The organism is Zhongshania sp., assembly GCF_041584495.1.
Classification (GTDB): Bacteria; Pseudomonadota; Gammaproteobacteria; order Pseudomonadales; family Spongiibacteraceae; genus Spongiibacter.
The window spans coordinates 21,918-34,686 of record NZ_JBFHDY010000025.1 but is presented as its reverse complement, the minus strand read 5'-3'; the positions used below and the strand labels follow the sequence as shown (position 1 = coordinate 34,686).

General features: G+C 49.9%; 15 protein-coding genes. 1 reads left to right on the top strand and 14 read right to left on the bottom strand.

What is annotated here, in order from left to right:
- The 8 genes from ABYP33_RS06730 to ABYP33_RS06695 all read right to left on the bottom strand — a co-directional run.
- A partial coding sequence (locus tag ABYP33_RS06730) for a serine/threonine-protein kinase (RefSeq protein ID WP_373089716.1) occupies positions 1-1,656 on the bottom strand: 1,656 nt, incomplete at its 3' end.
- Positions 1,657-1,737: 81 nt separating this feature from the next.
- Positions 1,738-3,612 (bottom strand): hypothetical protein, encoded by a 1,875-nt coding sequence (locus tag ABYP33_RS06725; RefSeq protein ID WP_373089714.1) that lies wholly within the window; start codon positions 3,610-3,612, stop codon positions 1,738-1,740.
- Between the two features lie 163 nt (positions 3,613-3,775).
- On the bottom strand, positions 3,776-4,351 hold the full coding sequence (locus ABYP33_RS06720; protein ID WP_373089712.1) for a hypothetical protein: 576 nt from the start codon (positions 4,349-4,351) through the stop codon (positions 3,776-3,778).
- The gene (locus ABYP33_RS06715; RefSeq protein ID WP_373089710.1) at positions 4,348-5,034 is read right to left on the bottom strand and encodes an anti-sigma factor; all 687 of its coding nucleotides are present in this window, start codon (positions 5,032-5,034) and stop codon (positions 4,348-4,350) included. The genes ABYP33_RS06720 and ABYP33_RS06715 overlap by 4 nt, the downstream gene beginning before the upstream one ends.
- Positions 5,024-5,854: a hypothetical protein gene (locus tag ABYP33_RS06710; protein ID WP_373089708.1), complete on the bottom strand. Its 831-nt coding sequence runs from the start codon at positions 5,852-5,854 to the stop codon at positions 5,024-5,026. Before ABYP33_RS06710 ends, ABYP33_RS06715 begins: the two co-directional genes overlap by 11 nt.
- 182 nt (positions 5,855-6,036) lie before the next feature.
- On the bottom strand, positions 6,037-6,258 hold the full coding sequence (locus ABYP33_RS06705; RefSeq protein ID WP_373089706.1) for a hypothetical protein: 222 nt from the start codon (positions 6,256-6,258) through the stop codon (positions 6,037-6,039).
- 377 nt (positions 6,259-6,635) lie between these two features.
- Complete coding sequence (locus ABYP33_RS06700; protein WP_373089704.1) at positions 6,636-7,862, bottom strand: ABC transporter permease; 1,227 nt, start codon at positions 7,860-7,862, stop codon at positions 6,636-6,638.
- Positions 7,862-8,530, bottom strand: a complete 669-nt coding sequence (locus ABYP33_RS06695; RefSeq protein ID WP_373089701.1) for an ABC transporter ATP-binding protein — start codon at positions 8,528-8,530, stop codon at positions 7,862-7,864. Before ABYP33_RS06695 ends, ABYP33_RS06700 begins: the two co-directional genes overlap by 1 nt.
- A 272-nt stretch (positions 8,531-8,802) precedes the next feature.
- On the opposite strand from ABYP33_RS06695, the gene ABYP33_RS06690 reads away from it, so the two are divergent.
- Positions 8,803-9,267, top strand: a complete 465-nt coding sequence (locus tag ABYP33_RS06690) for a DUF3299 domain-containing protein (protein ID WP_373089698.1) — start codon at positions 8,803-8,805, stop codon at positions 9,265-9,267.
- On the opposite strand, the gene ABYP33_RS06685 is transcribed toward ABYP33_RS06690, so the two are convergent.
- The 6 genes from ABYP33_RS06685 to ABYP33_RS06660 form a co-directional block, all read right to left on the bottom strand.
- Positions 9,252-10,298, bottom strand: a complete 1,047-nt coding sequence (locus ABYP33_RS06685; RefSeq protein WP_373089696.1) for a GTP-binding protein — start codon at positions 10,296-10,298, stop codon at positions 9,252-9,254. The genes ABYP33_RS06690 and ABYP33_RS06685 overlap by 16 nt on opposite strands.
- A gap of 78 nt (positions 10,299-10,376) precedes the next feature.
- A complete protein-coding gene (hisI, locus tag ABYP33_RS06680) occupies positions 10,377-10,808 on the bottom strand; it encodes a phosphoribosyl-AMP cyclohydrolase (protein ID WP_373089693.1) in 432 nt (143 codons plus the stop codon).
- Positions 10,805-11,089 (bottom strand): hypothetical protein, encoded by a 285-nt coding sequence (locus ABYP33_RS06675; protein WP_373089690.1) that lies wholly within the window; start codon positions 11,087-11,089, stop codon positions 10,805-10,807. The genes hisI and ABYP33_RS06675 overlap by 4 nt, the downstream gene beginning before the upstream one ends.
- Before the next feature lie 84 nt (positions 11,090-11,173).
- Positions 11,174-11,587, bottom strand: coding sequence for a MerC domain-containing protein (locus ABYP33_RS06670; RefSeq protein ID WP_373089687.1), 414 nt, complete (start codon positions 11,585-11,587; stop codon positions 11,174-11,176).
- A gap of 39 nt (positions 11,588-11,626) precedes the next feature.
- Positions 11,627-12,079, bottom strand: a complete 453-nt coding sequence (locus ABYP33_RS06665) for a Fur family transcriptional regulator (protein ID WP_373089684.1) — start codon at positions 12,077-12,079, stop codon at positions 11,627-11,629.
- A 21-nt stretch (positions 12,080-12,100) separates the two neighbouring features.
- Positions 12,101-12,760, bottom strand: a complete 660-nt coding sequence (locus tag ABYP33_RS06660) for a DUF2796 domain-containing protein (protein ID WP_373089682.1) — start codon at positions 12,758-12,760, stop codon at positions 12,101-12,103.
- Between the last annotated feature and the right edge of the window lie 9 nt (positions 12,761-12,769).

Below are 12,769 nucleotides of genomic sequence, written 5' to 3'. Positions count from 1 at the left end.
TTTTTTGCGTTTTAACCACGCGGCTTTGGCTTGTGCAGCTGAAGTTTCAGCGGCGAAAAGTTTTTCGGCGGCGTTAAATTCTTTTTGTAAAGTTTTGTAGCCATCGCGGACTTTGCTAAGGGTGTTTTGCGCTTCTGCATAGCGGCCTTCACGCAGCAGGGTTTCACCTACGGCAAGTTCACCTTCTAGACTTGGAATTTGGTTGCCGTTAAATATTCCGGCTTCACTTAGGCGTTGCCAATAATTTAGCGCGGCCAGCCCTTTGTTGTTATTCCGTTCGGCATCGCGCACCTCGCTGTCTAGGTTTCGTCTGGCGGTGTCTAGGCGCTGTTTTATGACTTTAAGCTCGCCTTGCAGTTTGGCGACGGCAGCCTTCTCTCGAGCTATTTCTGCTTTGCTTGCCGGAATCCAGTCTTTCCAGACGCCAGTGCCAGCAATGGCGCCTAGGCCAATAAAGAGTAATAACACAAGTGTGGCCACAACCCGTTTATTGGGGCCAGCGTTTAGGCCTGCTACTGACTTGGCTTGCTTAGAATTGCCTTGTTTTGGCATCCCTCGCCTTGCTTTTGCGGTGGTTTGTAAGGCGGTGAGTAGCTGCACGGCATCTGCTGGTCGCTCGTCTGGCTGTGGCTCTAGGCATTGCATTACAGCCTGACAAAAGCCGTGGTTTAAGTCTGGACGTTTTTTTTGTAAGGGCTTGATGAGTCCGGCGGGCACGTCGCCGGTGGCGAGGGTGTAGAGCAATATACCCACGGCATAAAGATCGGCGCGGGCGTCGAGGTGTTTGCTGCCTTTAATTTGTTCTGGCGCCATGTAATAGGCGGTGCCCATGGCGGTGCCAGTTTGGGTACGCCGCGAGGTGCTTTGCAACTGGGCTATGCCAAAGTCCATGAGTTTGTAGTGGCCGTCTTTGGTAAGCCAGATGTTTTCGGGTTTTATGTCGCGGTGTACGGTGTGCTCATGTGCATAGCTCAGCGCGGGCAAAAGCTGGCCGACGATGTCGAGTAATTCTTTTTCTGAAAACGGCTGTTGCAGGGACTCGCGGGTTTCAAGCAATTGGTTTACGCCCTGGCCTTCGAGCAGTTCCATAGTAAGAAAATACAAGTCGCCGTCATTTTGTACGTCGTACACGTTCACAATATTGGGGTGACTGAGTTTGGAGCTAATGCGCGCCTCATCCATAAATCGTGTCAGCGCGCGTTCGTTATTGGTAAGGCTGGGCAGCAGAATTTTGATGGCAATGTCTTCGTCGCGGTTTTTGTCGTGCGCACGGTATACCGCGCCCATCCCCCCCTGACCGATGAGTTCGGCTATGGTGTAGCGCCCCGCTAATACATGACCGGCTGCAAAGCTGAGCCGGTTAATGTCGCTTGGCGCTACACCGGGTAAATCGTCTAATTTAGTTTGTGATAGTGAGCTGGCAGATGTTGCCGACGTAGTTGAATTGGTCATTACAGGCGACTGAACAAGTGCTGCATAGTGATCGTCTAGCTTGGCGAGTACTGTAGCAAATTTTGCCGCCAGTGCCGGGGTAGGAGCACTTTTCTGCTTTTTCTGAAGTTCAGCCCGCTTGCTGTAATAGGCTTGATCTATTGCATCTAAGCTTGCGCCCTCGTCTATTCCGAAAAGTTGGCGAGCTTCTGGTGGGCTTGGCATGCTGATTCCTATCTTGCTTTTTAACTCGCGCTATTTGCACTGATTAAATTTTTGCCATTGTATTTATTAAAAGGTTAGACCTTAGCCTGCTATCGCCGCAGCTAAGTTGCGTTCGAGTTCGGCAGCATTGGCTTTTAAGTGCTCTAACTCGCGTTTAATGCCTTGCCAGTGTCGCAGTTCTCGCGCCATTTGCTCGCTACGCTGTTGCTGAGCTTGGCGATTACTTTCTTCTTGCTGGCGTTGGCGTTCGTGGTGTGCCAGTACGGTGGTCTGTACTTCCTTTTTAAGGCTGCGGTTGGCACGGTCTAACACGTCGCTTAGTTGTTGTTGGGCAAAGCGTTGTATATCACTGGTGAGCCGACGGATTTCATTATTGAGGGTGTCGCGAATGCGGTCGAGCTCTTTGTCGAGTTTTTCTGCGTCTTCTTTGGGCCATTGAATATAGGTGTAAACAAAGCCGCCCACCAGCACAGCTGGGGCTATCGCCATGAGGCTGGCGCGCAGGTCGATGTTGAGCAGGGCTTTGGCCACACCGCCAAGCACCATGGCAGTCATAGACAAACCCATAATAAGTTTTCGGCTTTCGCTTAAACGGGTCATTAAGGTGCGTTTAGGCATTTCACCACGATAGCTAATAGTGAGTTCCAGTCGGCGCTCAAGGTCATGCTGTAATTCGCTAATTTGAATGGATTCAGTGCGGTCTATGGCAGCGATACCTAGGCCTTTTAATTGCTCGTTTATCGTTTGTTGCAGCGTATTGAGTTGGCCATTACAACGTTCTACTGCCGCGGCAAGTTCGGTTTTGGTGAGGGCTAATAAGGTGCCGCGCAGGCCGCTAACAAAATCGGCGCCAAGGGTGAGCTTGTGAACGCTATGGCCAGGTTCTGCCTCGAGATCATGAAATTGCAAATCTGTTATTTTAGCTTGCACGCCCTTTACTACGGGAGAATTAGGCAGGTTAAATTCTTGTAATTGGCTATTGAGGTCCTTCTTGGCGGTCACCAGCCAGTCGTCTATTTGTTGGCGCAATTGGTCACCCTCTCGACTGTCGCTGCGGTTTGCGCTGTGCAGTTGCTTATTTGCTTTAGTGACCTGCTGCTCTAACAATCCCGCTTGTTGTTGGTAGCGAGTAAAGATGGCATTGAGGCCAGCGCTGAGGCGCTGTGCGTGTAGCCGGTTTATAAGTAACTGGCGGTCGCTGTTTTGGCTGTCGGTGAGAATGGCGGGGATAGATGCTTCAACGTGGCGTGTGATGAGTTTGGGCGGCATGCTCATAGCAGTTTTAGTGTGCTGTTCCCACCAACCTACCGGCGGCAAACTTGCTTCTTCACTGAGTTCGTCTACGGTGAGCAGTGGCCAAAAACCGGTCATATTTGTGGTGAGGGTTTCGACAACCTCGTGGTCTTCCCGCGACAGAGTGTAATGCAAGGGCGCGGCAACAATAACAAAGTTGCTTTGGGCTATAATCGCATTTAGGACTTCCGGCTTTTCTAAAATCGCGTCTGGGGTATCGGGAATAAGCAGTTTTAAGCCAGCGACGCCTTTGCTGTTATTGAGTTGCAGGGCTAAGGGGTTAGCAATTGATGCACGGGTGGCGCCTAACTCTATGCGCAAGGCGTCGATAAAGGCCTCTTGGGCATCGAAGTTGCGCTGCTTTTCGCGGCGTAGGCCAATGCCATAGTCGCCCGCGGCAATATTGATTTCCATGAATTGGGGCCATTCACGACTTGACACGGTGAACTCATTAAAGACATCACCGTATAGCCATTTAAGGCTCTGCTCTAGACTCTCGGGTGTCATGGCGAGCAATACAGCGATCAACGGCGCCGATTCTAGCTCGGCAAGTTGCGCAGTGTAACGATCCATTAGCGGCGTTTCAGCCTGCCCTAGCTCTAAGGTTTCGCACAGTGATTGCGCTGACGTTAATAGTTCTCGTAGCCTTGTTTGTTGTGGCATTATCGCCCCCATACGGTGTTGGAACCCCCAGACCGCGGCGTATTCGGCCTGCGATCATTCTGAATACTGCTAATCATTAAATACCCGAGGCTTGCGGTAGCAGTTCTACATAATTTGTTTAACTGCTTCACAAGCCTGCCCTACTGAATAATCCGTTTCGGTATCAATTTGCTTTCTGCGTTTGCTCTAGCGCTTGATCTGCTTTGTAGGCGCGAAATTGTTCATACAATACGGCGTCATCGTCGGCATTGAGCTTTGCCCCGCTCTGTGCTTTTAACGTGCTGTATACGTGCTGGCTGGCTGCTGGGCTTATTGCCACTAAGACGCAAACGTGGTCTACGCCGCTAATTTCGTAAATGCCGGTTTCAACCGCTTTTATCCCGCTTATGCTTTGCTCAACCAGCTGGCGACCCGTCTGATTAAAATCAGTGCCAACATTAACACCTTCACTACTGCCGGTTTTGCTTTGAAAACCCTTCGCTAAAAACGCAATATTGCGCTGAAGCTGCGCAGCGAGCTGTTCACTCGCGAAATGAATTGCCTCGCTCCGATCGACATTAAATGCCCCACTGGCACTGACACAGCTGGCTTCGGCAATGCTGTCTTCTACTTCTGGCATGAGCACCCACGAAGGCAATTTAGATTGAGCGGCGCTTGCTTCGCCTTTTTGGGGCCCTGAGGCGCAGCCAGTAAGAATGACGGTAAATAAGGCCAATGTTGCTTTGAAAGTGGTTGTCATGGCGGTTCTCCTGTTTGTTTTTGTAATGAGACGGACAGCATCGCCTTTTGCTGCAGCTTTTCACCAAACGCGCACCACGCCATTTGCGTTGTGGGTTTGATTTGCGTTAAATGGGGGTAATCTGCAACGGCTGAATCGAACTGGCCTTCCGCTACACGCAGCAGGGCCTCATTGCCGCATTGACTTTGAAGCCTACTTAAACTGGCACCCAGTACTTGCCACTCAGCAATTTGCGGTGAAACGCTGCTAAGGGATTGTTCTGGTTGAGTGTATCCCGCTAGGTAGGCACGCCAATAATTAACGGGTACGGCGTTACGCGCCAATGAACTCGCCGGTTCGGTTTGCGGCATAAGCACGACAGTCATTATTGGCGCGTTAGCTTGCTCGTTATTTTGCGTAACGACGAAGGTGAACAGTAGCACTGCCGCCGCGCTCGCCACCCCTGCGATGCGCCAATAGGCCGAGCTTTTTTGTCTGTGGAGGACTTGATAGGCCTGCGCCTCTTGCACAGCCCGCCATTGACGGCGACGCTCTGGATTTTGGGCAAGATAAGCCGATACGCGGGCGTGCTGGGTTTCGTCCAGGCTTCCATCTACATAGCGCGCGAGGATTTCATCACTTGGTAATTGGCTTGGTGTGCCAGTTTGGGCGATGGCTTTCAATAGTTGTTCCTCAGGCGTCATTGCTCACCTCCGCAAATTCGGCGCCGCTAATTCCCCAGTCTTGCATAAGGTCACGCAATAGGCTGGTGATAGTGGCTAGGCGGCGCTGTACGGCACTGGGATTGCTATTTAAGACTGCAGCGGCCTTCCGGCTTGATAGCCCATCTTCATAAATAAGGGCCAGCAACAGGCGGTCTTCCGGTGATAGTTGTAACCGGTCTTCCAGTATACCGTTCGCGCTTATTGGAGTAGACGGACACGCGTCGGAATTGCTTCGACTGATCAGCGTAGATAAGAGATTTAATACGGAGCGTTGATTTTCGCGGATGACTTGATCTTCTAGTGAAGCCGAGCTTGCAGCCTCATCAATCGCCTCGGCATTTGCTACTTCGCAGTAGCCGGGTTCACCACAGCGGGGAATGCGGGCGCGCACGGTGCCAATGACATTTTGAACAAACCCCGGCTCGTGGTCGCTTTCTAAGCGGCCGATAATAAGATCAGGCCATTGCCGTTCAAGACACAGCATTTGCCAGATATGCACCCAAATGGCGCCGTTATCTTTTAGCCACTTAGGTGGCCGTGGCCTACCAAAGCGTTCACGGGCGTAATCTTCTAGCAAACGCGCAGACACTGTGTGTGCATAAGTTTCCGGCAGGGCTTTACCGGTAAAAGCCTGTAGCCTGTGCCAGTTATTTTCCGACAGCCTTGAGATTACCTCGTTAACAGCCGCTTCAGCCAAGCTCGGCTGAGGAAAGCGTTTCGCCGACAACCACTCTAAGCGATGCAGAAACTCCGATGACAGGATAATCAATCGCCAGTTGGGCCCTTGATTACTCGCCACCAGCTAACTCGCGATGTAGCTTTTTCAAAGAAAACTGCATGTATTTACCGCTGGCAACCTCTCTAGCGCTGATACTTTACAAATGAACGAGTGCGATTGTTATGAACCGACAAGTTAAAGGATAGTGCAAATATACTCCTGAGGCACTAGTTTTATCAGGCAATCGCCTTGCTTTATTAAACTTAGTGATTGCCGGAAGCATCCGTCGCAGTAGGTATATTATTCACTGTAACGTGGCTTCCTGCAGATACGAGCTGCTTAGTTAAATCGCTTTTGGCGCTGATCCCAGCCTCTAAAATTGCTAAGTTCACCGTTCTATTTAGTTTTTCTTCCGCACGGGAATCTATGCGGTCACGAGCATTCTGCAGCGCGTTATTCAGCGCATGCGTCAAGGACTCTGCCATTACTGCGCATCTCAGATCAAATATCGACAATTGTTTTTGGCTATTTGTACTGGGTTACAGTAACAGCATCTTCATCTATTAAGTATCCACGTCAAAGCCAAGGAGAAATGGATCAGGGCCGTAGACTGTGACGTGCGATTTAAGTAATCCCAGACAGAGCTACCAAGAACGGCCTAATTGCCTAAAGCAACGTCAATACTGTATCACTTAGATTCCTGTTGGCTCATTGCCCCACGTATCGACCGGCAGCAACTACTTTTCTACTTACACACGGGAACTGCCGCAAACTGGCGACGCCGAACCTGATCTCAACGTCATGGAAAACCTTGCACTCAAAACCGCAGACGCGGCGATTATTCTTCATGGCATCACTGCGACTACTGCAAGGCCTTTCGATACGCACTTATGCCCGGTATTACACTAACCAATACTGTGCCGATCATAATCACAGCCATATAAAATGCCAGCTGGGGTGTGAGTAGATGGCTGTCAATATACAAGCTGTAACGCTCAGCAAGGGCGTTGCCCACCACCTTAATACATAAAACTAGGAGCAAGTTTGCTGCAATGATGCTGCCAAGACTGATAAGCAGCGCTTCCGTCTGAATGAGCGCAAAAACAAACAAAGGTGGCGCGCCAATAGCACGCATAACCACTATCTCGCCCTGACGCTCTTTGATAGAAGCCAACAACATGGCAGCAAGGCCTAACAAAGAGGCAAGTAGAACTAGGGCGGCAATCAAGCGTAGGGTATTTTCCATCGTTGACATCATTTGCCAAAGCTGGGATAAGGTCACGCCGGGAAGAATAGCTTGCAGGGCTTCGTTGTCGTAGGTATTAATTTGTCGCTGTAAGCGAAAGATGGCCAGTTTGGATTTAAGGCCTACCATAAATGCCGTTATCGACTCCGGCGTCAGATCTTCCTCGCCGTGGCCATGAGCTGAGCTAGGCATTTTTACACCGTTTTGCCAGCCACTGTGGATGGCTTCAATCGCGTCTAAACTAACATGCAAGGTCTGATCTACCGGTGTACCGGTAGTTCGAAGGATGCCTGCAACCCGAAAAGGCTTACCCTTGTGTTGACTGAAGCTGGCATTACCCAAACCGTGTGCCAACACCAACTCGTCGCCAATCTGGTAGCCCAGTGATCGAGCAACTTCACTACCAAGAACGAGTTCATAGCGCTGAGAAAAAGGCATGCCCTCCGCCAGCACTAAGGGGCGATTTTGACCAAAGCGAAAGTAATTGAAGTAATCCACTGTCGTTCCCATAACGCGATAACCGTTGTGAGAGTCGCCAAGGGCAATGGGGATTGTCCAAGCAACGTTTGGGTCTGCTGCAATGTGCTGATAACTTTGCCAAGAAATATTATTACTGGCATGACCCAAACGAAAAACCGAATACAGCAGCAAATTTATATCGCCAGTGCGCGCTCCTACGATCAAGTCAATGCCAGACACAGTATTGTTAAAACTGCTTTTCGCCTGTTGGCGAATTTGCTCTACACCCAGCAACACGAACACACTGACTGTAATAGCAAGAAACGTCAGCAGCACTGAGCCTTTGCGACTGTGCAGACTTGCCAGGGCTAGGCGTAAAAACATTAGCTCCCCCTCCCGGCCTGATTAATGTCTTCCAGCGACTCCACACGACTCATGTCATTCGCCAAACTGAGGTCGTGGCTGACAAATACCAAGGCGGTGCTACTTTCAGCTAGTTGCTCACGCAGCAACGCCATAAAGAGATCGCAATTTTTAGCGTCGAGCGCTGAGGTTGGCTCATCAACGATGAGCAGCTCTGGTTGATTAATAAGTGCACGAGCAATGGCCACCCGCTGCTGTTGCCCAATACTTAGCTCAGCCGCCGGCTTGCGACGCAATTTTTCGTCCAGACCTAAGCTTGCCAATAAAGTCGTTGCGGCCGTATCAACATCGCCCTTGCCGCCAAAATGCGCGGCGAGATGGATATTATCCCGGCCACTCAAATAGGGAACCAAGTTGAACTGCTGAAAGACAAATCCAATATGACGCGCCCGCCACTTGTCGCGCTGACCACTGCGCAAAGACTGTAAGGGCTGCTCCAGCATAGTAATGCTACCACCGCTGGGAACAAGGAGGCCCGCTAACAGTTTAAGGAAAGTAGACTTACCCACACCAGAGGGACCGTGGAGAAAGACCTGCTCTCCTGCCTTCACGGACCATTGCGGGATATCCAGTACCATTTTGCTGTCGCCAGGGTAGTGAAAACGGAGGTCTTTAATACTGAGCAGCACGTGCCGATTTCCTATTGATGTGGTCGCTGACGATATAACGTATCATATTTAAAGTCGTGATGATTGTTTTCATACCAGTTGCGTATTTCGTCACGGTGACTTGATAAAATACGCCTAGCAAGCCTTGTCGACCAATTCTGTAAAAGGAGCTCATTTTGGCACTCGTTTCTTCGCGTACAATTTCTGTTTATGCCGTGGTCGCACTGCTGCTTGTATTAGCTAGCAAATCCTTCGCTCAGGGTAATCACCAGACTATAGAATGGACAGACCTCATGCCCACAGATGATCTGGAGGCTTTTTTAAATCCACCTGACTCTATCAATGAAATTGAAGATGGCTCTGACGCAGATAAGATAGCCAGCCAAATCAAAGCTGCGTTGGATGCGCCAAGAGACAGCCGCTATCAGCAAGCCTTAGTTTCCACCAAGGTTATTGCTGCCCTCGACGGTAAAGCCATCCGTATACCCGGATTTATCGTACCACTGGAGTTTGGTGTGGATCAGCACCATGTCACTAAGTTCTTTTTGGTCCCATATTTTGGCGCCTGCATCCACGTACCGCCGCCACCGCCGAATCAAATTGTGTATGCTGAATTTGAAAAGGGTTTCAAGCTAACATCACTTTACGACCCATTTTGGCTGTACGGCACCATCAAAACCACAATAGTCGAGAATGATACTGCGACAGCGGCCTATACCATCAAGGTGGATTCCATTAAGCCCTATACGGAGGAATGAGGCTTACTGAGTACGCAAGCAAATAGGCTCGTTTCTAAGTTCGCATAGACCTTCGGGTCTGTGCTTATGCATTCGATTCGACTGTCCAGGCAGTCGTCAAGTTCGAACTCCGTCAATACCCCATCGGCCTTGTTGTAAGCTGTAATACCTTGTTCAGTAACAAAGACACCTTTAATACGCTCGGCGTCGACACCCAGCAACAAACTATAAAGCTTAGTCGCATCAAAAACCCACTCCGGGGAGAAAACCCAGCCGCGACTAAAGAAGCCCTCGCCTTGGTTGTCGACGCAAAGAAAACCCTCAACCGGTAGTGTTATGGGCGGAAAGTCTTCCACGACCGGTTGTTGGTCTGAATGCAAACTATGGTGATAATGATATTCCTGCTGATGTTCACGAGCCGGCGTTGCCAGCCACTCAATAGCGAGTTCGCCTTGACTCACTTGAAAAACAGATTTGCTACTCAAACCCACTTGATTTTTGCCAAATCGCATTTCCAAAAAATCCAGCAGTGCGGGGAAATCCTCAGCTTGATATTGGTCTGCCTTGTTCGCCACAATTACATCGGCAATCGCCAATTGCTGATTAAATGTCGCGTGTTCAGTATAGCGCGGTATATTAATTTTTCTGGCATCAACCAACGTGATGGTGGCTTGCAACTCTAACACCTTTTTATAGTGATCAGCAGATAATACCGCTAGCACCTCTTGGGGGTGACCAAGACCAGTAGGCTCGATTAACAATCGATGTGGCTTGGCTTGCGTAAGCAAACGGTTCAAAGCAATCTGCATGGGTAAACCGGCGGCGCAGCACATACAGCCTCCCGGTACTTCTCTAATAAACACCCCAGAAGCCTCGCTTTCTTTACCGCTGATTAAACTGCCGTCAATACCCACTTCGCCAAACTCATTGACGAGTACCGCCCAGCGTTCATGATCCGGCTTTTGCTTTAAAAGACTCAGAATGGCCGTTGACTTTCCAACACCAAGAAAACCGGTGATGACATTGGTGGGGATAGCGTTCAGTGTTGACATGTAGAAACATCCTTGGAGTGCATTGCAGCAAATAGCGGCTTGTAATTGTTAGGTTCGCAGAGGCATAGAACGCGTGTCTTAGCCTTGCGGTTCTGGTGCGGAGTGAGTGACCATCACGCTGCGAGTGTTCACGTTCACTTGTAAATAAAAGCAGCTAGGCCGGCCGGTATGGCAGGCTCGACCGCGCTGCTCAACGTCGCATAGCAAGGTGTCGCCGTCACAATCGATCCGCATGGGTTTCAGGCGCTGATAGTGACCACTCGTTTCGCCTTTTCGCCATAACTTAGCGCGTGAGCGGGACCAATATGTCATATCGCCGCTATGCAGAGTTTGCGCTAGGACATCCCTATTCATCCACGCCAGCATAAGCACATCGCCACTATGGTGATCCTGCGCAATGACTGGCACCAGCCCATTAGAACCGAAGCACACATTATCCAATACCTCGGACAGCGCTAGTCGATCACCACGCTGGCAATCTTCAAAGGAAAGAAAACCTGTATTGATCATGGCTTTTCCGCAGCCGGCGGCGCCAAGCAATAAGCTTTTTTGCTATACACCGCGCGTATCAATCCAGGCTGAAAGAATACTGTGGGCACCACAAATCGACCAGATTCTAGAATGCACGTAACGTCTTCCTCAGGTAACACAGCCACGTCATTGCAATATGCAGCGTGCATTTTTTCGATGCCTTGCTTGTTAAGGCCATCCGCTTTCATCACGCGGAACCACATCTTCATATGCGTCAAATCAGCAGGCGATGACAAATCGGCAGACAGGTCTGAATTCACTAGAATACCCTCGGGTAAGAGCCGCTTAGTTATGCTTTAAAAAATTGAATGCGGGCGGTTCTATTATCGAATGCCGCTACCTCTTTACTTGGCATTTTGGTTTTCCGCGCAACCGCACTTCAGATATACGCATAATGCATGATTTTTAAAATGCCCAAAGGCAATCAGTGATGCGCCTATGAGCGATAGAATTTTCTCCCCGCTTTCAGCAAGCCACCCATGCCCCGAAAATGCAGCCAGAAACAGCGCCGTGAGCCCAAGCAGACCTATGACCATAACACTCTTATTCCGATGCCGTCGGCATCCCAGCGTTAACGCAACAAGACTGGTAGGCAGTACCGCCACTAACATCCACTGATGAAAGCGCTCATCGCCCAAAGTGCTGACTGCCAGTGTGGGCAACATAGCGACGGCAACAGGTAGCAGCAAGCAATGCATCGCGCACAGCAACGACAAGCCAATAGCGGCTTTGTCGATACGACTAGAATTAGACGTCATGTATATTCCTTGTTTGAAAGAACCAAGCATAAAGGAACGCTAGGCGGCACAGTGCTGGCAGAGGCAGTGCAATTCCAGCTGCGGGCTTTTTAAAATGTATCCCGAGTCTTCAACATTGCGTTTCAGGGTATTGATCAGGGTCTTTTTGATCCCAATTTCTTTCACGTTGCTGCACTCGTCACAGATCAAAAACTGAGGCACTTCGTGGGCGTGGTCGCAGCTGATATGAGAACAAGCGACATATTTGTTGGCTAAATGGAGCTTATGTACTAGGTTTTCGCTCGCCAGAAAATCTAGAATGCGATAGACCGTAGTAGGCGGCAAGGATTCACCAAATTCTTTTTGCATATAATCAATCAGCTCGTAGGCAGACTGGGCTTTTTCAGATTTAAGCAAGCCTGCAAGAATGCGCTTACGCTTTTCCGTTAGCCTAGCACCGGTGGCGCGGCAGTTGGCTTCAGCATGGTCGAGAATTTGACTGATATTGCTCATGGTCTTCTACCTTAAAGCTATTTATCTAAAGTTCAGGTGACGATCGCTATTATCCAGTGTTGTCGTTCCCTGTCGACCATTTACTACCCACTGCACCTGCAAGGACTTAACACCGGGAAATACCCTGATAATGTCCGTGGTAAATGAATCGAACTTTTCCGCTTTTTTACAGCGAAACTGGTAATAGGCACTGATATCTCTGTGAGCAGATTGGTCGTGATCGCCGTCCCTACGTTGGCTAAGATTAGGGCCATCACCACGGCCTTCACTATCTGTAACCGCATTGCGAGTTCTCGACCTTAGTACGCCGCTAAAATCAGCGCGAAACTCCGTTAGACTGCAAACTGCCCCAGTAAACTGAAACAAACGAGTTGCATTTGCCAACATGGCTTTTGCTGTACTCACACTGATTTTCTGGTCGGGGCTGTCGACATAATGCTCAAACCCCAGGACGTTCATTGCCGGAGAGTACAGTTCAATATTGAGCTGCTCCCCGTCCATCACCACAAGTAATTCTGCCACACCGTGAACATGGGCCTGCAGCCCGCTACCATGATGCGCTGCGGGCGCGTCATGGTGGGACGTCCCATTCAATGGATTACCATTCAGTACTTGTGCCTGAACAAGACTCCCTGCCAGCAATGCCAATAACGGTAGCCTAGCGCGGCGCAAGAGCACCATGTCATGATC